The sequence below is a fragment of the Nonomuraea sp. NPDC050022 genome (assembly GCF_044460705.1).
Classification (GTDB): domain Bacteria; phylum Actinomycetota; class Actinomycetes; order Streptosporangiales; family Streptosporangiaceae; genus Nonomuraea.
This window is the reverse complement of sequence record NZ_JBITKE010000003.1, coordinates 447,850-465,644: the sequence shown is the minus strand read 5'-3', so window position 1 is coordinate 465,644 and position 17,795 is coordinate 447,850. Positions and strand designations below refer to the sequence as shown.

Below are 17,795 nucleotides of genomic sequence, written 5' to 3'. Positions count from 1 at the left end.
GGGTCAGGGGCGGCCCGGTGGGGCCGCGATCGGGCTGTAGTGGAGGCTCGCCAGCAGGCGCCGGTCCCCGTCCTTGACCGAGATCTGGGTGACGCGGAAGCGTCCGTCGGCCGGTGTGCCCTGGAAGGCGGCGCGCTGCGCCAGTACGCCGATGGCCACCGCCGTGTCGCCGTATTCCCGTACGGTGACGTCCGCCCAGCTCATCTCGTGCGTGACCATGCCGCCGCCGCGGTAGCGCGCCAGCCACTGGTCCTTGTTCAGGATGAAGCCGAGCGGTCCCACGAGGGTGAAGTCGGGCACGGTGAGCGCGTCGAGCGCTGCGGTGTCGCCGCGGCGCTCGGCCTCCATCCACTGCCTGCTGAGTTCGTCGAGTCGCTGGTCGATGGTCATGATCAGATCTCCTGTCTCTCCATGGGCCGGCCTTGGCGGTACATGCGCGCGGGCTTGTTGCCCGCCGCCTGCCCGCCGTCGATGGGCAAGGTCACTCCGGTGATGAACGACGACTGGTCGGAGCAGAGCCACACGACCGCCGCGGCCACCTCTTCTGATCGGCCGATGCGCCGCATGGGCGTCGACAGCCCGGCCAGGCGCTGCGCCTCCTCGCCCGCCGCCTCCAGGTGATGGGTGAGGATCGGCCCTGGGGCGACCACGTTGACGCGGATGCCCTGGTCGGCGTAGTCGAGCGCGGCCACCTTCGTCAGGCCGATGATCCCGGCCTTGCCCGCCACGTACGCGCTCAGGTTCGCGCTGCCCTGGAGCCCGGCGAGCGAGGCCATGTTGACGATCGACCCGCCACCTGAGGCGAGCATGGCCCGGATCTGGTACTTCATGCCGAGGAAGGTGCCGCGCACGTTCGTACGGATGCCCCGGTCGAACTCGTCGGGATCGATGTCGGCCAGCGGCGCGGGCATCGGCCCGTCGGTGGCGTTGTTGAAGGCCGCGTCCAGCCGGCCGAAGGTCTCCAGCGCCCGCTGGACCAGCCGCTCGCTCGACGCCGCGTCACCGACGTCAAGGGATACGGCCAGCGCTTGCCCGCCGTCGAAGCGGATGTCCGCGGCGACCTGTTCGACCGCCTGCGCGTCGCGGGCGCCGAGCACCACGGCGGCGCCGGCCTGGGCCAGGGCCTGGGCGGTGACGGCGCCGATGCCGCGGCTGGCCCCCGCCACGACCGCGACTTTGCCGTTGAGGGAAGGGTTTGGCTGCATGTCTCCGACGATAGATATCGAAGCATTAGATGTCAAACGATTAGATGGCACTGCTAAACTCGGCGGCATGATGCCACCCTTCCGCCCACCGATCGGCCTGCTGCTCACCAACACCGCCAGGATCGTGAGCCGGGCCTTCGACGACGCGCTCGCCTCCGTGGGCGGGTCGGCCCCGGTCTGGCAGATCCTCATCTCGATCAAGTCCCGGCAGCTGGGCAACCAGCGCGAGCTCGCCGAGGCGGTGGGCATCCAGGGGGCGACGCTGACCCACCACCTCAACGCGATGGAGAGCGGCGGCCTGCTGACCCGCCGCCGGGACCCCGCCAACCGGCGCGTCCACGTGGTCGAGCTGACCGAGGAAGGGGAGCGGTTGTTCCACCGGCTGCGGGAGGTGGCGATGGCCTTCGACACCCGCCTGCGCGTGGGCCTCAGCGAGGAGCAGACTGCCTCGTTCGAGGAGATTCTCACCCAGCTGGCGCAGAACATCCGCGACTAGACAGGCGGCCAGAGCGGGCTCAGCCTGCGGGTTTCGGCCGATGCCTGCCGGGAAGCATGGTCCACGGCCCCCCGCCCGCGGGAGGTGGAGACGTATGCGCATCGAGGTGACGCCCGACGGTCCCTACGTGGTGACCGGATCGGTCCCCATGGCCAGGCAGGTCATCGGCGGCGACGCGATGGGCCAGTCGACGGAGTGGATCCAGGGCGAGGACTATCCGGTCGCGGAGTCGTACGAGCTCTGCCGTTGCGGCCGTTCGCAGAACAAGCCCTACTGCGACGGCAGTCACGAGCGGGTGCGGTTCGACGGCACCGAGACCGCCTCGCGGCGGTCATACCTGGGGCAGGCGGAGGAGCAAATCGGGCCCGAGTTGGCGCTCACCGACGCGCCCGCGTTCTGTGCTTTCGCCCGCTTCTGCGATGCGGACGGGCAGGTATGGAAGCTCCTCAAGATCCCCGGACAGGGCGAGACCGCCGCGCGGCAGGCCGCGCACTGCCCGTCAGGCCGGCTCACCGCCTGGGCGTCCCGCTCGCCGATCGAGCCCGAGCTGCCGCCGTCCATTGGCATCGTCGAGGACGAGGTGGCGGGCGTGGGCGGGCCGATCTGGGTACGCGGCGGCATTCCGGTCACCTCGGCCGACGGCGAGGACTATGAGGTACGCAACCGGGTCACGCTCTGCAGGTGCGGAAACTCGAGGAACAAGCCGTTCTGCGATGGCTCGCACGTGACCATCCGTTTTGCCGGCGCCTGACCCCGGTTCGACTTCACTTCCGCGGCCTGGGGAGGATGGGTTCATGAACACACGATCTATTGGCCAGACCCGTGTCGGCGCCATCGGGCTCGGTGCCATGCCCATGTCCGTAGCCGGGCACATGCCCGACGAAGCCCAGTCGATCAAGACCATCCACGCGGCGCTCGACGCGGGAGTCACCCTCATCGACACCGCTGACGCCTACACGCCGTCGGCCGACCAGGTGGGTCACAACGAGCGGATCGTGGCCAAGGCCCTGGCGAGCTGGAGCGGCGACACCGGTGACGTGCTCGTGGCCACCAAGGGCGGCCACACCCGGGTAGAGGGCGGTGGGTGGCAGGTCAACGGCCGGCCGGACTACTTGGCCGAGGCGTGCGAGCGCTCCTTGAAGGCGCTGGGGGTGGAGGCGATCGGGCTCTATCAGCATCACCGGCCCGACCCCGCCGTGCCGTACGAGGAGACGCTCGGCGGCCTGCGGGACCTGCTCGACGCGGGGAAGATCCTGATGGCGGGCATCTCCAACGCCAATCCGGAGCAGATCAGGCTCGCCCACGAGATCCTGGGTGGGCGGCTGGCCAGTGTGCAGAACGAGTACTCGCCGAAGTTCCGGTCCAGCGAGCCGGAGATCGACGTGTGCGCGGAGCTCGGGGTGGCGTTCCTGCCGTGGTCGCCGCTGGGCGGCATCAGCTCGGCGTCCGAGCTCGGCGGCAAGCACACGGCGTTCGGCACGGTGGCGGCGGCGCGGGGCGTGTCGCCGCAGCAGGTCTGCCTGGCCTGGGAGCTGGCGCGCAGTCCGGTGGTGATCCCCATCCCCGGGGCGAGCAGGCCGGAGAGCATCGTCGACTCGGCCGCCGCGGCCGACCTCGTCCTCACCGCCGAGGAGCTGTCCCTGCTTTCTTAGCTGGACGCTTTCTTAACTGGACGCTTTCCTAGCTGCACGCTTTCCTAGCTCTACTGCAAGTGGGCTGGGGCCGGCTGGTCGGTCGGCTCCAGCCCGCGCAGCTCGGCCAGGGTCTCGTCGGCCCAGGCGAGCGCCGAGCGGCCCTGCGTGAGGCCGAGATTGAGCGCGTGCCTGCCGAGCCTCGACCCGTCCTCGGGTTTGCACTCCAGGACGGCCAGCCGCTGCTGGAACCCCGCCCTGATGCGCTCGACCACCGCGATCGCCGACTCCTTGTCGAGCAGCGGAAGCAGGAACGCCTGGAGGGCCACCTCGCTGCGTATCGCACCGACCGGTTCGTGCTCGACCAGCCAGGAGCGCACCTGCTCCGCGCCCTCGGGCGTGATCGCGTACAGCTTCCGTCCGCGCGCCCCCTCCGACTCGACCGCCACCAGCCCGTCGGCGGCCATCTTCACCAGCTCCGGGTAGATCTGCGTGTGCCCGGCCTGCCAGACGTGATTGAGCGACCGCTCGAAGGATTTCGCCAGGTCGTAGCCGCTGGCCGGCCCCTTGGCGTCGAGGAGCCCGAGCAGCGCGATCCGTAGGGACATGTCGGCAAGCATAGCAATGGGTTGACATGTCAATCCTTACATGTCACTCTCCACACGTGAATACTGACACGAAGCGCGGAGGCGATGGCCTCCTGCTGGTCGCCGTGCTCGGCGGCATGTTCTTGGGAATGCTCGACCAGACGATCGTCGGTACGGCCCTGCCGCGGATCATCACGGAGCTGGGCGGCGTCGATCTCTACACCTGGGTCGTCACGGCCTACCTGCTGACCTCGACCGTTACCGTGCCCCTCTATGGAAGGCTGTCGGACCAGCACGGCAGGAAGCCGCTGCTGTTGATCGGCATGTCCGTGTTCCTCCTGGGCTCGGCGTTGTGCGGGGTGGCGCAGGACATGACGCAGCTCATCCTGTTCCGCGCGTTGCAGGGCTTGGGCGCGGGCGCGCTGCTGCCGTTGTCGATCGCCCTGGTGCTCGAACTGTTCCCGCCGGAGAAGGGCGGGGCGCGGGTGCAGGGCGCGATGGGCGGGGTGATGGCGCTCAGCTACCTCGCCGGGCCGTTCCTGGGCGGGCTCTTCACCGACCACGCGAGCTGGCGCTGGGCCTTTTATGTGAACGTGCCGATCGGCCTGGCGCTGATCGCGATCATCGTGCTGCGTCTGCCGCGACTGCCGGGGCACGGCGGCGGGCGGCCCGACTACCTGGGCATCGGGGTCTTCACGGTGGCCATCAGCGCGCTGCTCATCGGCCTGACCGAGAAGGGACTCGACGGCCACACGTGGACCAGCGTGCCGGTGATCGGGCCGATCGTGCTGGCTCTGGTGTCGCTCGTGGTGTTCGTGGTGGTGGAGTTGCGGGCCGAGGCGCCCATCGTGCCCATGCACCTGTTCCGGAACCGTACGTACACGCTGGTCAACGTGACCTCCTTCTTCACCGCCTTCTGCATGTTCGCCGGTGTGGTGTTCCTGCCGCGCTACTTCCAGGAGGCGCTCGGCGCCAGCGCCACCGAGTCGGGGCTGCGGATCTACCCGCTGACCCTGGCCATGGTGGTGGGCAGCATGGTCGTGGGCGCGCTGATCAGCCGGACGCGCGTCTACAAGCCGTGGCTGGTGGCGGCGCCGTTCCTGCTGGTCGTGGGCACGCTGCTGTGCGCCGGTCTGACGCTGGACACGCCGCCCTGGGTGCTCGTCGGGTGGATGGCGCTGATCGGTCTCGGCATGGGCCCGATGCTCTCCGGCCTGACCGTGGCCGTGTCGGACTCGGTGCCGCCCCAGTACATGGGTACGGCCTCGGCCAACCTGACGTTCTTCCGCCAGATCGGCGGCTCGGTCGCCCTGGCGCTGGCCGGCACCGCCTACACCTCCGTCATCGCCACCGAGACGCCGCTGCACGGGCTGGCCGCCGCGCACGCCTCGGCAGCGGCCCTGGTCATCCCCTCGCTGGGGGTCGCGGGCGCCCTCGTGGCGCTGGTCGCCCTGATCGCCATGCCCGGTACGCGTATCGACCGGGAAACCCCCCAGCCCAAGGTCGAGGCCAGTTTCGCGTCCTGAGCGCCGTCATGCGAAGCTGTCCTTGTCCCCAACACCAGGAGGTCCTCATGGCGGAAACACCGGAGCCGGAAGTCGACGAAACTCCCGAGGACGAGATGAAGCGCAAGTTCCGCGAGGCGCTGGAGCGCAAGCGTAACCAGCATGCCGACTCGAGCGCGGGTGGCAGGGGCAACGACCCTTCCAAGATTCACGGCGCTCACGGGCCCGCCGCCAGCAAGCGTTCTTTCAGGCGGAAGAGCGGCGGTTGACCTGAGCTTTTCTGGGGGTACGGCATGCCGTACCCCCTTTTTTCTTGACCCTCTAGGTAGATCTTCGCCCGTTTCATGGGCTTATGTTTGCCTTTGTCCGGTTCGGTACCTATAGTTCATGGAGTTACCAGCCGGTGACTTTGGGGCTTCAACAGGGGAGTACCAACCGGCAGGCGCCGAATCCCGCTCGCGGGAACCGGGGAACCAATGTTCCTTAGGGGTGAATCCGACCGCGGTCGGTAGGGCATCTCCACGTCCGAACCCGTCAGCTAACCCGGTAGGCGAGATGGAGAGGACACCTACCGCATGCGTAACCCCCGCGTCGTGCCGCCAGCCCGCGTGTTGTCGTCCGCTGACTGACCGGCACCTTCCCCCCGCTCTTCCACGCTCCGCGTAGCGCCCGTTTGGCGTTTTGCCCGGCTACGCCCACCTTTCGCGAGCGCAATCCCCTTGTTCCCGTATAAAGGACTTTGCTACTTCATGTCTGTTCGATCTGCCATGCTCACCGCCGCCGTCGTCGGTGCGATCTCCATCGGCGCAGGCACCGCCGCACACGCCGACACCGGCAGCGACAAGAAGGTCCTGCTCAAGGGCAAGACCACCGCGTCCTACTTCTGGGACGACTCCTCCGGCCGCGCCGGGGACACCGGGCTGCCGGCCAGTGGCAAGCCCATGCAGAAGGGGCTCGCCGCCAGCCCGAGCTGGCCGCTCATGACCGAGGGCTACGTCGTCTACAAGGGCAAGAAGATGCCCTTCTTCGTCGGCGACCGCGGCCCGGGCGTGCCGTCCTCCAGCGGCGTCATGCTCGACCTCGACGCCAAGACTTTCGCCGCCCTGACCGGTGGCAGCTTCAACTCCAGCACGCTGGGCGTGGACGGCAACGGGGGCGCGGGCCACATCAAGATCGACTACGTCATCACCAAGTGGGGCAGTGGCCCGGGCAAGAAGAACTACCCGCAGCCCTTCTCCACCGGTGCGTACGCCGTAGTGGACCACAACCCCGCCAAGCCCCCGAAGATCGTGGCCGAGGGCGACAAGCCCGCCGCGGTCAAGCCCGCTCCGGCCAAGGCCGTGCCGGTGGCTGCCAAGAAGGCCGGCAAGGCCGAGGACAAGGCTGAGAACAAGGTTGTCGAGTCGAACGCCATCGGTGGCGCCGCCGCGGCGGTCGCGCTGGCGATGTTCGGCGGCTCGACGGTCGGCCGCGAGCGGATCCGCAAGCTCGTCCGGCGCTGACGGCCGTTAGGTCCGAAGACGGTCTTGCTGACGGCCGTCAGGTCCGGAGCCGACGGCCTTGATGGTCGTCGACTTCGGAGCTGACGGTCTTTGCGTCGCGGGAAACAGAATGTCATTCTGACCTCGTGACCACGCTTGCAGCCGCGAACGGCATCGAGATCGCGTACGAGTCCTTCGGCTCACCCGGCGGACGTCCCCTGCTCCTCATCATGGGGCTCGGCGCCCAGCTCATCCACTGGGACGACGAGCTCTGCGAGCTCCTGGCGGAGCAGGGCCATCACGTCGTCAGATTCGACAACCGTGACTCCGGACTCTCCACGCACCTACACGACGAGGGCGTTCCCACACTGGGGACGTCCTCTTCGTATCTGCTGGATGACATGGCCGACGACGCGGCCGGGCTGATGGACGTCCTCGGCTGGCCCGCCGCCCACGTCGTGGGCGCCTCGATGGGCGGGATGATCGCCCAGACGCTCGCCATCCGGCACCCCGAACGGGTGCTGACCCTTACCTCGATCATGTCGACTCCCGGTCCGGACGTGGCCCCGCCCACGCCGGAGGCCAGCGCGGTGCTGCTCGCCGCGCCCCCGACCGATCGGGACGCCGTGCTCGCCCAGTCCTTGAGGACCTGGGCGGTGATCGGCTCGCCAGGCTTCGACATGGACCGGGAACGCATTCTCCGGCTGTCCGGCCAGGCGTACGACCGGTGCTTCGACCCGCCGGGCACGACCCGGCAGCTGGCCGCGATCATGGCCTCCGGTGACCGCACGGAGCGGCTCGGCACGCTGGGGATCCCCGCCCTGGTCATCCATGGCGAGGCCGACGCTCTCGTTCCAGTCGCCGCCGGCCACGCCACGGCGGCGGCGATTCCGGGCGCCACGCTGCTGACGTTCCCCGGTATGGGCCACGACCTGCCCCGGCCGCTCTGGCCGGACATCGTCGGCGCCATCACCAAGCTCACCACGAGCTGACGTACCAAGGATCAGGCCGGTCAGGGGTCGGTCGTTCAAGGACCGGGCTGTTCAAGGACCAGGCTGGTCAGGGATCGGTGGAGGTCGGTGGCTCGTGTCCGCCGCGCCCGGACGCGAGCCACCGGGTCTCTCAGATCTCCAGCTTCTCCTCGATCCCGCGGAGCTGGTGCCGGGCCAGTGCCAGGTTGGCCCGTGCCCGGTCCAGGGCGAGATAGAGGAAGAGCCCCTTGCCGCCGCGGCCGGTGATCGGCCGGATGATGTGGTACTGGCCGCCTAGCGTGATCAGGATGTCCTCGATGGAGTCCTTGAGCCCCAGCGAGTCCATCGTGCGCAGCTTGGCCTTGACCACCTCCGTGTTCCCCGCCGCGGCGACCTGGAGATCCAGGTCCTTGGAGCCGCCGAGTGCCCCCAGCGCCATGCCGCTGCCGTGATCGACGATCACCGCGCCGATGGAGCCGTCGATCGTCATCATCTCCTTGAGAGAGACGTCCATGCTGGCCATGCCTTCCTCCGTTCAAGCTCAGTGGATCCGTGCTGAGATGGCGGCCACGCTGGCCGCCGTCTTGCGCCCCTCCAGCCGGAGCAGCCCGAGATTGGTGCCGGGCTCAGCCAGGACTGCGAGGACGATGGTGGGGCCCGCCGCGTAGAAGGCGGCGAAGCCGGCGGTGCCGGAGATGAGCGTCTCCTCCAGTACGCCCTGGCCCGTCATGATCGTCATTCGCCTGCTCAGCGCGAGCAGCGCCGCGGACAGTGCGGCGACCTGCTCGCCACTGCCGTCGGCGTTGTCGCAGGCGATGCTCATGCCGTCGACCGTGCAGGCGACGCTCCCGCTGATGTCCGGAGTGCGCTCGCGCAGGAGAACCATCTCCCTGAGCACCTCTTCACGCAGCTCCACCGGTGGCCTCCTTTGCGGGCGGGGGAACTTCATGTCAGCTCCTCCAGTGCCTTCTTCAGGCGCATCAGCAGGGCCAGGTCCGTGGGGTCCGCCGTGACCGGCGGGCCGAGCGGCAGGCCCGGGGCGCGGGGATCGTGCGGCGGCCGTTGATCGGCGGCCACGCGCCCCCGCTGCGGCAGCGCCCCCTGCCCGCCTGCGGCGGCCTTCGCCCTGTGCTCACCGGTCTTCGTCGCGCTCTCCTCCGGGGCGCGCGTGGTGGTCGTCTCCACGGGCGGTGCCAGCAGCCCGGCCGCCGCCATCCTCCGTACGGCCAGCAACACCGAATAGCCGGACCTGCCGATCCGCTTGGCCAGGTCGAGCGGTGTAGCCCCGGCCCCGGCCCCGGTGACGACCTCCCACTGGACCGAGTCCAGAGTCACCCCGCTGCCCGGCAGCCACCGCGCCGGCCGTACCGGAGCCGCGTCCAGCTGGGCGGACGGCCAGATCTGCGCGAGATAGGCGCGGCGGCGCGCGCACTCCCGCATCAGGCCCGCCACGTCGAAGAACCACTGCCCGCCCAGCCAGTGCTGCTCGCCCGGCCGGAACTTCGGCCGCGACCCGCCGGCCGGCAGCAGGAAGAACGCGGCGTCCAGGACGGCCCCGAGCACGCAGTACTGCAGCTCGCCCAGCGTGACGGGCCCCTCCTCCAGCAGGCGCGCGCAGCCTCCGTCGGCCTGCAGCCGGCGCAGCGCGGTCTCCGGCAGCCGCCCGCGCGCCGCCAGCAGCCGTTCGACGCCGGGGGTCTGGGCGCACTCCATGTACGTGACCCGGCCCTCGCTGAGGAAGATCGTCCCGGCCCGGCCCACACGGAGGGCGCCCGTGGCCCGTTCACGGGCTAGGCCGGCCAGAAGCGTGTCCAGCGGTGCCATGGCTCAGGTGAGCAATTGGCGGGAGATGTTCAGCAGGCGGTATCGCGCCAGGGCGAGATTCGACCGTTCCAGGTCGAGGCGCAGGTAAATGACGAGCGGCCCCTCGAATACCGTTTCAAGGAATCTCAGTAAATGATGGCCTTTGTCGGTAGTGACCAGCATGTCGTCGATACGGATGGTTTCACCCGGGCAGGAGCGGGCCAGACCGTCCATGGTCGCGCGCAGTGTCTCCGTCAGGGCGGCGGCGGAGCTCTCGGCGTCCACGCCTTGCGGCGGTCCGCTGATGGCCACGGCCATGCCGCTCGTCTGGTCCACCAGCATCGCGTCCAGCGCCCCTGGTATCGCCATGACCTCGGTCAGGCAGTCATCCAGTCCCAGCACGTGACCCTCCCACGCCGTCATGAGGACTGGGACAGCGTAGGAGCGGCGGATGGCGGCCGGGTGATCGGATAAAGCGAGATATGTATGAGGTTGAAGATGTCTACGGCCAAGGTGGAGAAAAACCTAACCGCGACGGAGATTTCCTGATTAGGGGTATTGCTTGCGACATTTAAGAGTATCGCTCACATTATTCTCGGCCCAGCTTGCCAGTATCCAATGGATACTCTGGAGAATATGAAGATTCTTCTCTTTGGCGCGACCGGCATGGTCGGTCAGCGCATCGCCGCCGAACTGGCGGCCCGCGGCCACGAGGTGACCGGTGTCAGCAGGTCGGGGCCGGTCAAGGGAGATGTGCGTGACGCCGCCACGCTGGGCCGCGGCCACGACGCCGTGATCTGCGCGATCGCTCCGCCCCGCGACGGGAGCGAGCCCGAGGGGCCGTTCCTCGACGCCCATCGCGCCCTCATCGACGGCGTCCGCGCCGCCGGGGTCAGGCGGCTCGTCGTCGTCGGCGGCGCCGGCGGCCTGGAGGTGGCGCCCGGTGTCGACCTGGTCGACACGCCCGGCTTCCCGGAGATGTACAAGAAGGAAGCGCTGGCCCAGCGGAGCGCTCTCGGCCTCTATCGCGAGGTCGACGACCTCGACTGGACCTACGTCTCCCCGGCCGCGGAGATCGCGCCCGGAGAGCGCACCGGACACTTCCGTGTCGGCGGCGACCAGCTTCTCGCGGACGCCGAGGGCAACAGCCGCATCTCCGCCGAGGACTACGCGATCGCGATCGCCGACGAGGTGGAGAAGGGCGAGCACCCGCGCCGGCGCATCACGGTCGCCTACTGAACTCCGTCCGACTCCTTAAGGTCCGATCCCTTAAGGTCCGATTCCTCAAGGAGTCGGCTCCTCAAGCAGGTCGTCCGCCTCCTCCAGGAGGCCGCCCGGCTCCTCGGGCAGGAGGGCCTTCTCGTCGGGCTTGTGGACGAGCACCTTGTCCACGTACGACTTCACGGCGGCCGCGATGCCCACGTCGGCCCCGGCCGCCTCCGACAGGTACCACCGGTGGTCCAGCACCTCGTGGAACAGCTGCGCGGGCTCCAGCTTCCCGCGCAGCCGGGCCGGAATGCCCTCGACCGTCGGCTGGAACACCTCGGCCAGCCACCGGTGCGCCACGATCGCCTCGTCCTCGTGCCGCAGGCCCTTGGCGACCCGGAACCCGTCGAGGTCGTTCAGCAGCCGCCTGGCCTGGTTCTCCTCGACGTCGAGCCCGGTGAGCCGGAGCAGCCGCCGCTGGTGGTGCCCCGAGTCGACCACCTTGGGCCGGACGATGAGCCGCCCGGTGCCGACCTTGCGCCGCACCATCATCTCGGCGACGTCGAAGCCCAGCAGGTTGAGCCGCCTGATCCGCTGCTCCACCCGGTGCCAGTCGACCTCCTCGATGATCTCGTCCTGGGTGATCTCGTTCCACAGCCGGTGGTAGCGGGTCACGATGTCCTCGGCGGTGTCCATGGGGTCGATCGACGGGTGCAGCAGCCCGCCCGCCTCCAGGTCGAGCATCTCGCCGAAGATGTTCATGTGCGCGGTCTCGATGTCGCCGAGCCGCTGGCCCTCGCTGATCATCGGGTGCATCTCGCCGGTCTCCGCGTCCACGAGGTAGGCGGCGAAGGCGCCCGCGTCCCTGCGGAACAGCGTGTTCGACAGCGAGCAGTCGCCCCAGTAGAAGCCGATCAGGTGCAGCCGCACCAGCAGCACGGCCAGCGCGTCCAGCAGCCGGGTGAGCGTGTCTGGGCGCAGCGTGCCTGACATGACCGCGCGGTACGGGAGCGAGAACTGCAGGTGCCGGGTGATCAACGCCGCGTCGAGCCCCTCATCCCGGCCGGTGACGTAGGCGATCGGCTCGACCGACGGCGCGTCGAGCCTGGCCAGGTCCCACAGCAGCTGGTACTCCCGCCGGGCGTACCGCTCGCTGATCTCCTTGATCGCGTACACGTTGCCGGACAGCCGCACGAACCGCACCACGTGCCGCGAGATACCGCGAGGCAGGTCGACCATGTGGTGCGTCGGCCAGTCGGCGAGAGGGACCTCCCAGGGCAGGCGGATCAGGTCGGGGTTGCCGAGCGCGCCGGTGATCTGTAGGGGCATATGCCCAGGATATTGTGCGGACGTGGACGAGTTTCTCAAGTGGTACTTTTCCGGTCGTCCCGTCGTCGCCAGCACCCTGGGAGCCGACGGCTACGATCACACGCTCGGTGACTTCACCGCCGCCGCCTTCGCCGCCCGTGAACGGGAAGAGATCGTCTGGCTGGACCGGCTCTCCAGACTGGAGACGCCGACACCGGACGACGCGATCGACAGGGATCTCGTCCTGTCTCAGCTGAGGGGTTCCATCGCCCTCGCCTCCTGGCCGGAGTGGCGGCGCGACCCGGCCGTCTACCTGTCGGCGATCTTCACCTCCATGTTCACGCCGTTCCAGCGGCGGCTCAAGCCCGAGCCCGAGCTGGTGGCCGCCGCCCTCTCCCGGCTGGCCGAGGTGCCGGACGTGCTGGCCGCCTGCCGGGCCAACCTCGACGCCGAGCTCGCGGCGCCGCTGCTCGTCCAGCGCGGCCTCGGGCAGGCGCGCACCGGGCGCAACTTCCTCACCAAGACCATTCCGTCGATGGTGACAGACCCGGAGCTGCGCGCGCGGCTCGCGTCCGCCGCCGAGCCGGCCGCCGCGGCTTTCGATGCCTTCGTCATCTTCCTCGAAGAGTTCAAGTGCGGCGGCACCTGGCGGATGGGCGAGCGGCTCTACTCGACGCTGCTGCGCGAGCGCGAACTGCTCGGGTACGGCGCCGCCGAACTGCACGAAAAGGGCGAGGCGGCCTGGGCGTCGCTGGACGCGCGGATGCGCGAGGTCACCAAGCGGCTCAACGGCACCGAGGACTGGCGCGCCGCGATGGAGTCCCTGATGGACGACCATCCCGCCACGCTGGCCGACATGCGGGCCGAGTACGAGGCCGAGACCCACCGGGCCCGCGAGTTCGTCAGGGAACGCGACCTGGTGACCTTCCCCGAGGGGGAGGAGTGCCTGGTGCTGCCCTCGGCCGAATACACCAGGCCGATCCTGGCCGTGGCCCACTACCTGGCGCCGCCGCCGCTGAGCAGCTCGCGTACCGGCGTGTTCTTCGTGCCGTACACGCCTGACGGCTTCACCGAAGAGCAGGTACGGCAGCGCCTGCGGACGAACTCGCGGGCCCAGATGCCGTCGATCGCCGTCCACGAGGCCTATCCCGGCCACCACTGGCACCTGTCGCACATGGCGAGCAACACCCGGACCGTGCGCAACGTGTTCCGCACCCCGTACTTCACCGAGGGCTGGGCCCTCTACGTCGAGAAGGTGCTGCACGAGCAGGGCTACTTCGACACGCTCGCCACCGAACTGGCGCACCTGGACTGCCGCATCTTCCGCGCGGCCCGCATCGTGGTGGACACGGCGCTGCACTGCGCGGACATGTCGATCGAGGAGGCGGAGACGTTCATGGCGACGAAGGCGTCACTGTCGCCCGGAACGGCGCAGGGAGAGGTCAACCGCTACTGCGCCTGGCCCACGCAGGCGCCGTCCTACCTGACGGGCGCGATCGAGATCGACCGGATCAGGGAGTCGTACGACGGGCCGCTGAAGTCGTTCCACGACAAGATCGCGGGCTCGGGCGGCCTGCCGCTGGGCTTGGCGGAACAGGCGGCCCACCTGTAGCCCCCTCAGGTGGTGCTGCGGGGGAAGGCCGGTGGGTTGAGCGAGCGGTCTATCACGGCCGCGAGCTGCTCGTCGGTCAGGATCGTGGGCTTGCCGACGCTCAACCCCCGCACGTACACCTCACACAGCCATTCGAGTAACCGGGTGGCCTCTAAGGCCTGCTCAAGCGTGGCGCCGATGGTGACGCCGCCGTGGTTGGCCATGAGCGCCGCCTGCTTGCCGTCCAGCGCCGCCCGGACGTTGGCCGCCAGCTCCGGCGTCCCGTACGTCGCGTACTCGGCCACCCGCACCACCCCGCCCAGCAGCAGCGCGTTGTAGTGGACCGGTGGCAGCTCGGTCATCGTGGTGGCCACGACGGTCCCGAACACCGAGTGCGTGTGGACGATGGCCTGCGCGCCGGTGGTCTCGTAGACGGCCAGGTGCATCGGGGTCTCCGAGGACGGCTGCAGGTCGCCCTCGACCAGGTACCCCTCGATGTCCACGATCGGGCACATCTCCGGCGTCAGCCGGTCGAGCGCGACTCCGGACGGGGTGACCGCGACCAGTTCGCCCTGACGGACGCTCAGGTTGCCCGACGTGCCGATGACCAGGCCCTGCTCGACGGCTCTCTGCCCGTACTCGCACAGCTGCTCGCGGAGGCTCATGGCGGAGCAATGTAGTCGGTCGTCCGAAATGCGGCAATACCAGGGTGTTCGGCACCGGCCGAGGATGAGGGCTGAATCGGCCGACGAAGCGCCGTTGCGGCGGGACGTTGCGCCCGGTCAGCGGGCGTCTCCCTGGACAGACGCCCGCCACGTGCGGCGGTTGGCGGGTGGGGCGGCTTGCCGTACAGGATGGAAGGTCTTAAAAGACCATCACAGATGGTCGAGAGTGGCGAGCATCAGGCGCTCCAGGTCCACGCGGGCAAGGCGGCCGGGATAGAGCAGCAGGTGCAGGCTGAGCCCGTCGACCAGCGCCAGCAGGCGCTCCGTGATGTCGTCGAGGTTCTCGTCGCTGGTGAGTTCGCCCGCCGCCCGAGCCTCGCCGAGCACTGTCCGTACGGCGCCGCGGAGCTCGGCGGCCTCGGCGCGCTGGACCTCGGCGAGCCGCTCCGAGGCCAGACTGCGGCTCCAGAAACTGACCTCCAGACGCGTCTCCTGGGTACGCTCCGCGTCGAGGGGCAGGTTGTCCAGCAGCAGCTCGCGCAGGGCGGCCAGGCCGGTGGCGCCCTCGATCTTGCGCGTCAGGCGCTCGCGGATGCGCTGGTGGGACTGCCGCAGCGCCGACAGCAGGATCTCGTCCTTGTCGGCGAAGTAGTGCGCCAGCACGCCGTTGGAGTAGCCCGCCTCCTTGGCGATGGCCCGGGTCGTGGCGGCGTCGATGCCGTCCCTGACGATCACCCGGCGGGCGGCTGAGAGCACCTCGCGCCTGCGCTCGTCATGGTCAACGATCTTCGGCATCCGGTGGCCCCCTTCTTCGGTGCTGTCCTGAGCATATTGACTTTTTATTCGGACGTCTGTCTATTTAGACCCATGACCGTCGCCACGATCGGCGTGCACATCGTCGACATCCTCGCCAGGCCCGTCTCGTACATCCCGGAAGGGCAGGACACCGCCCTGGTGGACCAGATCCGGCTGACCGCCGCCGGATCCGCGGCCGGGACGGCGGTCGACCTAGTCAAACTGGGCAACGAGGTCGTCTCCATGGGCGCGATCGGGGACGACGAGCTCGGGGACTTCCTGGTGGCGGTGATGGCCAAGCGTGGCGTGGACGTCTCCCTGCTCACCCGCAAGTCCGGCGAGCAGACGGCGGCCTCGATCCTGCCGATCAGGCCCGACGGCGGGCGCCCCAGCTTCCACGTCCCCGGGGCGAACCTCGGGGTCACGACGGCGGACCTGGACGAGGCGCGGCTGCGTGGTGTGCGGGCCGTCCATCTGGGCGGGATGGATGTGACGTTCGGGCTGGGGGATCCGGCGTTCTTCGCGCTGCTGGACTCACTCCGGGCGGCCGGGGTGATCGTGACGATGGACCTGTTGTCGGAAATGCCGGACTTGCTGGGGATGGCGCGGGCATTCCTCCCGCACGTGGACTATGTCCTCCCGAACGACTCCCAGGCGCTCCTCATGGCAGCCGGCCTCACCGCCGGCTCCGACACGGGCTCGGGCTCGTCGGCGGGAGACACCTCCGCCGCCGAGGGCGATTCGCCTCCGTCGGCTTCGTCGCCTTCCGTGGCGGAGGTGTCGGCGGCGGCCCTGGCGTTGCTGGGGGAGGGGCCGCGCGGGGTGCTCGTCACGATGGGAGCCGAGGGAAGCCTGGTGGTGACCGAGGCGGGGATCGAGCAGGTGCCCGCGCTGAAGGTCGAGGTCAGCGACACGACCGGCTGCGGGGACGCGTACTGCGCCGGGTTCATCACCGGGCTGCTGCACGGACAGGACGTGGTGGGCGCCGCCCGCTGGGGCACGGCCGCCGCCGCCCAGGTCGCCACCGGACTCGGCTCGGACGCGGGCCTCACCGACCTCGAATCCACCCTCGCCCTCCTGACATGACAACGCCGGCTGCTGTGTTCGACCCGTGGAACTTGGAGAGGGATTTCAGATGACAGACGCTGAGCTTCGTCAGCGGGCGTTGAAGGTCGTGCCCGGCGGCATGTACGGGCACCTCAACGCCGCGATCTTTGCCCCCGGATACCCGCAGTTCTTCGAGCGGGGCGAAGGGTGCCGCCAGTGGGACGTGGACGGCCGCGAGTACATCGACTTCATGTGCAGCTGGGGCCCGGTGGTGCTCGGGCACCGGCACCCGCGCGTGGAGGAGGCGGCCGCCAAGCAACTGGCTCTCGGCGACTGCCTCAACGGGCCGGGGCCGATCATGGTCGAGCTGGCCGAGCTGCTGGTCGACACCGTGCCCAGCGCCGACTGGGCGATGTTCTCCAAGAACGGCACCGACGCCACCACCCAGGCCCTCATGGTCGCCAGAGCGGCCACCGGCCGGACGAAGGTGCTGATGGCCCACGGCGCCTACCACGGGGCCGACCCCTGGTGCACGCCGTCGCTGGCCGGGACGACGCCGAACGAGCGGGCCGACCTGGTGGAGTTCGACTACAACTCGATCGAGTCGCTGGAGGCCGCGGCCGCCACAGTCGAGGGGGAGGTCGCGGCGATCATCGTGACGCCGTTCAAGCACGACTCCTTCGAGGACCAGGAGCTGGTGGAGCCCGCTTTCGCGCGGGCCGCGCGGGCGCTGGCCGACCGGATCGGGGCCGCGCTGGTGATCGACGACGTCCGGGCGGGGTTCAGGATCGACCTGCGGGGGTCGTGGGAGCCCTATGGCGTACGGCCGGACCTGACGGCGTGGTCCAAGGCCATGGCGAACGGCTACGCCATAGCCGCCGTGACCGGCACGGACGCGCTGCGCGGACCGGCTCAGACGCTGTATTCGACGGGTTCGTTCTGGTTCTCGGCCGTGGCGATGGCGGCGGCGAAGGCGACGATCGAGACGCTGCGCGACACCGACGGCATCGCGGCCATGGAGCGGGCCGGGACGCGGCTGCGTGACGGGCTGTATGGGCAGGCCAAGGCGCACGGGTTCGTGGTGAACCAGACCGGACCTGTGACGATCCCGTGGCTGAGCTTCGACGGCGACGCCGACCTGTCGACCGCCATGTACTGGAGCGACGCCTGCCTGCGGCACGGTGTGTACATCCACCCGTGGCACAACTGGTTCATGTCGGCCGCGCACACAGAGGAGGACGTGGCCCGAGCCCTGGAGGGCACCGACCTGGCCTTCGCCGAGACCAGGGCGCACTTCGGCTGACGGGACCCGAGAGCGCTTCGGGTTGACGGTGGGTGGCCGTTTGGGCGGCAGGCATCTAGTGTCCTTTCTGCGGAAGGTTCACGGCAAAGGATCGCGGCAAAGGTGTTACGGCTCGATTGCGCCCCTTGACGGGTGCGCCCGGCCGTTCGTACCTTCGGGCAAACGGTTAGGAAACTTTCCTAATTCGTCCTCTTCAGGAGC

21 protein-coding genes and 1 riboswitch are annotated in these 17,795 nt (G+C 69.3%); of the genes, 11 read left to right on the top strand and 10 right to left on the bottom strand.

Features of this window, described 5'->3' with window-relative positions; genetic code table 11:
• Positions 1 to 3 precede the first annotated feature (3 nt).
• A complete protein-coding gene (locus ACIBO2_RS13565) occupies positions 4 to 390 on the bottom strand; it encodes a nuclear transport factor 2 family protein (protein ID WP_358540146.1) in 387 nt (128 codons plus the stop codon).
• A gap of 2 nt (positions 391 to 392) precedes the next feature.
• On the bottom strand, positions 393 to 1,205 hold the full coding sequence (locus ACIBO2_RS13560; protein ID WP_397297128.1) for an SDR family NAD(P)-dependent oxidoreductase: 813 nt from the start codon (positions 1,203 to 1,205) through the stop codon (positions 393 to 395).
• A 67-nt stretch (positions 1,206 to 1,272) separates the two neighbouring features.
• On the opposite strand from ACIBO2_RS13560, the gene ACIBO2_RS13555 reads away from it, so the two are divergent.
• The 3 genes from ACIBO2_RS13555 to ACIBO2_RS13545 all read left to right on the top strand — a co-directional run bounded on the left by ACIBO2_RS13555 (position 1,273) and on the right by ACIBO2_RS13545 (position 3,353).
• Complete coding sequence (locus ACIBO2_RS13555) at positions 1,273 to 1,701, top strand: MarR family winged helix-turn-helix transcriptional regulator (protein WP_358540150.1); 429 nt, start codon at positions 1,273 to 1,275, stop codon at positions 1,699 to 1,701.
• A 94-nt stretch (positions 1,702 to 1,795) separates the two neighbouring features.
• Positions 1,796 to 2,452, top strand: coding sequence for a CDGSH iron-sulfur domain-containing protein (locus ACIBO2_RS13550; RefSeq protein ID WP_358540152.1), 657 nt, complete (start codon positions 1,796 to 1,798; stop codon positions 2,450 to 2,452).
• Positions 2,453 to 2,495: 43 nt separating this feature from the next.
• Positions 2,496 to 3,353 carry an aldo/keto reductase gene (locus ACIBO2_RS13545; protein ID WP_358540155.1) on the top strand — a complete coding sequence of 286 codons (858 nt, stop codon included), beginning with the start codon at positions 2,496 to 2,498 and terminating at the stop codon, positions 3,351 to 3,353.
• 50 nt (positions 3,354 to 3,403) lie between these two features.
• On the opposite strand, the gene ACIBO2_RS13540 is transcribed toward ACIBO2_RS13545, so the two are convergent.
• Positions 3,404 to 3,940, bottom strand: coding sequence for a PadR family transcriptional regulator (locus tag ACIBO2_RS13540; protein ID WP_397297125.1), 537 nt, complete (start codon positions 3,938 to 3,940; stop codon positions 3,404 to 3,406).
• Between the two features lie 56 nt (positions 3,941 to 3,996).
• Between ACIBO2_RS13540 and ACIBO2_RS13535 the strand changes: the two genes are divergently transcribed.
• The 4 genes from ACIBO2_RS13535 (at position 3,997) to ACIBO2_RS13520 (ending at position 7,897) form a co-directional block, all read left to right on the top strand.
• A complete protein-coding gene (locus tag ACIBO2_RS13535) occupies positions 3,997 to 5,445 on the top strand; it encodes an MDR family MFS transporter (RefSeq protein WP_397297123.1) in 1,449 nt (482 codons plus the stop codon).
• Positions 5,446 to 5,492: 47 nt separating this feature from the next.
• Positions 5,493 to 5,693, top strand: a complete 201-nt coding sequence (locus tag ACIBO2_RS13530) for a DUF5302 domain-containing protein (RefSeq protein ID WP_357644044.1) — start codon at positions 5,493 to 5,495, stop codon at positions 5,691 to 5,693.
• A 164-nt stretch (positions 5,694 to 5,857) separates the two neighbouring features.
• A riboswitch (cyclic di-AMP (ydaO/yuaA leader) is annotated at positions 5,858 to 5,992 on the top strand.
• Positions 5,993 to 6,173: 181 nt separating this feature from the next.
• A complete protein-coding gene (locus tag ACIBO2_RS13525; RefSeq protein WP_358540163.1) occupies positions 6,174 to 6,926 on the top strand; it encodes a hypothetical protein in 753 nt (250 codons plus the stop codon).
• Between the two features lie 125 nt (positions 6,927 to 7,051).
• Positions 7,052 to 7,897 carry an alpha/beta hydrolase gene (locus ACIBO2_RS13520; RefSeq protein WP_358540166.1) on the top strand — a complete coding sequence of 282 codons (846 nt, stop codon included), beginning with the start codon at positions 7,052 to 7,054 and terminating at the stop codon, positions 7,895 to 7,897.
• A gap of 130 nt (positions 7,898 to 8,027) precedes the next feature.
• Here the strand turns inward: ACIBO2_RS13520 and ACIBO2_RS13515 are convergent, their stop codons facing one another.
• The 4 genes from ACIBO2_RS13515 to ACIBO2_RS13500 are packed head-to-tail and all read right to left on the bottom strand — an operon-like array spanning position 8,028 to position 10,081.
• A complete protein-coding gene (locus tag ACIBO2_RS13515) occupies positions 8,028 to 8,399 on the bottom strand; it encodes a hypothetical protein (RefSeq protein ID WP_358540169.1) in 372 nt (123 codons plus the stop codon).
• A gap of 18 nt (positions 8,400 to 8,417) precedes the next feature.
• Positions 8,418 to 8,792 (bottom strand): roadblock/LC7 domain-containing protein, encoded by a 375-nt coding sequence (locus ACIBO2_RS13510; protein ID WP_225292286.1) that lies wholly within the window; start codon positions 8,790 to 8,792, stop codon positions 8,418 to 8,420.
• Between the two features lie 29 nt (positions 8,793 to 8,821).
• Positions 8,822 to 9,700 (bottom strand): hypothetical protein, encoded by an 879-nt coding sequence (locus tag ACIBO2_RS13505; RefSeq protein ID WP_397297120.1) that lies wholly within the window; start codon positions 9,698 to 9,700, stop codon positions 8,822 to 8,824.
• A 3-nt stretch (positions 9,701 to 9,703) separates the two neighbouring features.
• Complete coding sequence (locus ACIBO2_RS13500) at positions 9,704 to 10,081, bottom strand: roadblock/LC7 domain-containing protein (protein WP_357644054.1); 378 nt, start codon at positions 10,079 to 10,081, stop codon at positions 9,704 to 9,706.
• Positions 10,082 to 10,315: 234 nt separating this feature from the next.
• Between ACIBO2_RS13500 and ACIBO2_RS13495 the strand changes: the two genes are divergently transcribed.
• Positions 10,316 to 10,918, top strand: coding sequence for an NAD(P)-dependent oxidoreductase (locus ACIBO2_RS13495; protein WP_358428364.1), 603 nt, complete (start codon positions 10,316 to 10,318; stop codon positions 10,916 to 10,918).
• Between the two features lie 45 nt (positions 10,919 to 10,963).
• On the opposite strand, the gene ACIBO2_RS13490 is transcribed toward ACIBO2_RS13495, so the two are convergent.
• Positions 10,964 to 12,214 carry a DUF4032 domain-containing protein gene (locus tag ACIBO2_RS13490; RefSeq protein WP_358540175.1) on the bottom strand — a complete coding sequence of 417 codons (1,251 nt, stop codon included), beginning with the start codon at positions 12,212 to 12,214 and terminating at the stop codon, positions 10,964 to 10,966.
• A gap of 22 nt (positions 12,215 to 12,236) precedes the next feature.
• On the opposite strand from ACIBO2_RS13490, the gene ACIBO2_RS13485 reads away from it, so the two are divergent.
• Positions 12,237 to 13,805: a DUF885 domain-containing protein gene (locus ACIBO2_RS13485; protein WP_358540178.1), complete on the top strand. Its 1,569-nt coding sequence runs from the start codon at positions 12,237 to 12,239 to the stop codon at positions 13,803 to 13,805.
• Positions 13,806 to 13,810: 5 nt separating this feature from the next.
• Here the strand turns inward: ACIBO2_RS13485 and ACIBO2_RS13480 are convergent, their stop codons facing one another.
• Positions 13,811 to 14,449 (bottom strand): class II aldolase/adducin family protein, encoded by a 639-nt coding sequence (locus tag ACIBO2_RS13480; protein ID WP_397297117.1) that lies wholly within the window; start codon positions 14,447 to 14,449, stop codon positions 13,811 to 13,813.
• A 210-nt stretch (positions 14,450 to 14,659) separates the two neighbouring features.
• Positions 14,660 to 15,244, bottom strand: coding sequence for a TetR/AcrR family transcriptional regulator (locus tag ACIBO2_RS13475; protein ID WP_358540183.1), 585 nt, complete (start codon positions 15,242 to 15,244; stop codon positions 14,660 to 14,662).
• A gap of 72 nt (positions 15,245 to 15,316) precedes the next feature.
• Between ACIBO2_RS13475 and ACIBO2_RS13470 the strand changes: the two genes are divergently transcribed.
• Positions 15,317 to 16,330, top strand: a complete 1,014-nt coding sequence (locus ACIBO2_RS13470; protein ID WP_397297115.1) for a carbohydrate kinase family protein — start codon at positions 15,317 to 15,319, stop codon at positions 16,328 to 16,330.
• Between the two features lie 49 nt (positions 16,331 to 16,379).
• The gene (locus ACIBO2_RS13465; RefSeq protein WP_358540188.1) at positions 16,380 to 17,594 is read left to right on the top strand and encodes an aminotransferase class III-fold pyridoxal phosphate-dependent enzyme; all 1,215 of its coding nucleotides are present in this window, start codon (positions 16,380 to 16,382) and stop codon (positions 17,592 to 17,594) included.
• The last annotated feature ends 201 nt before the right edge of the window (positions 17,595 to 17,795 follow it).

Coding starts and splice junctions, on each gene's coding strand:
- ACIBO2_RS13565 (WP_358540146.1), bottom strand. CDS start 390: ATGACCATCGACCAGCGACTCGACGAACTCAGCAGGCAGTGGATGGAG.
- ACIBO2_RS13560 (WP_397297128.1), bottom strand. CDS start 1,205: ATGCAGCCAAACCCTTCCCTCAACGGCAAAGTCGCGGTCGTGGCGGGG.
- ACIBO2_RS13555 (WP_358540150.1), top strand. CDS start 1,273: ATGATGCCACCCTTCCGCCCACCGATCGGCCTGCTGCTCACCAACACC.
- ACIBO2_RS13550 (WP_358540152.1), top strand. CDS start 1,796: ATGCGCATCGAGGTGACGCCCGACGGTCCCTACGTGGTGACCGGATCG.
- ACIBO2_RS13545 (WP_358540155.1), top strand. CDS start 2,496: ATGAACACACGATCTATTGGCCAGACCCGTGTCGGCGCCATCGGGCTC.
- ACIBO2_RS13540 (WP_397297125.1), bottom strand. CDS start 3,940: ATGTCCCTACGGATCGCGCTGCTCGGGCTCCTCGACGCCAAGGGGCCG.
- ACIBO2_RS13530 (WP_357644044.1), top strand. CDS start 5,493: ATGGCGGAAACACCGGAGCCGGAAGTCGACGAAACTCCCGAGGACGAG.
- ACIBO2_RS13525 (WP_358540163.1), top strand. CDS start 6,174: ATGTCTGTTCGATCTGCCATGCTCACCGCCGCCGTCGTCGGTGCGATC.
- ACIBO2_RS13515 (WP_358540169.1), bottom strand. CDS start 8,399: ATGGCCAGCATGGACGTCTCTCTCAAGGAGATGATGACGATCGACGGC.
- ACIBO2_RS13505 (WP_397297120.1), bottom strand. CDS start 9,700: ATGGCACCGCTGGACACGCTTCTGGCCGGCCTAGCCCGTGAACGGGCC.
- ACIBO2_RS13495 (WP_358428364.1), top strand. CDS start 10,316: ATGAAGATTCTTCTCTTTGGCGCGACCGGCATGGTCGGTCAGCGCATC.
- ACIBO2_RS13490 (WP_358540175.1), bottom strand. CDS start 12,214: ATGCCCCTACAGATCACCGGCGCGCTCGGCAACCCCGACCTGATCCGC.
- ACIBO2_RS13480 (WP_397297117.1), bottom strand. CDS start 14,449: ATGAGCCTCCGCGAGCAGCTGTGCGAGTACGGGCAGAGAGCCGTCGAG.
- ACIBO2_RS13475 (WP_358540183.1), bottom strand. CDS start 15,244: ATGCCGAAGATCGTTGACCATGACGAGCGCAGGCGCGAGGTGCTCTCA.
- ACIBO2_RS13470 (WP_397297115.1), top strand. CDS start 15,317: ATGACCGTCGCCACGATCGGCGTGCACATCGTCGACATCCTCGCCAGG.
- ACIBO2_RS13465 (WP_358540188.1), top strand. CDS start 16,380: ATGACAGACGCTGAGCTTCGTCAGCGGGCGTTGAAGGTCGTGCCCGGC.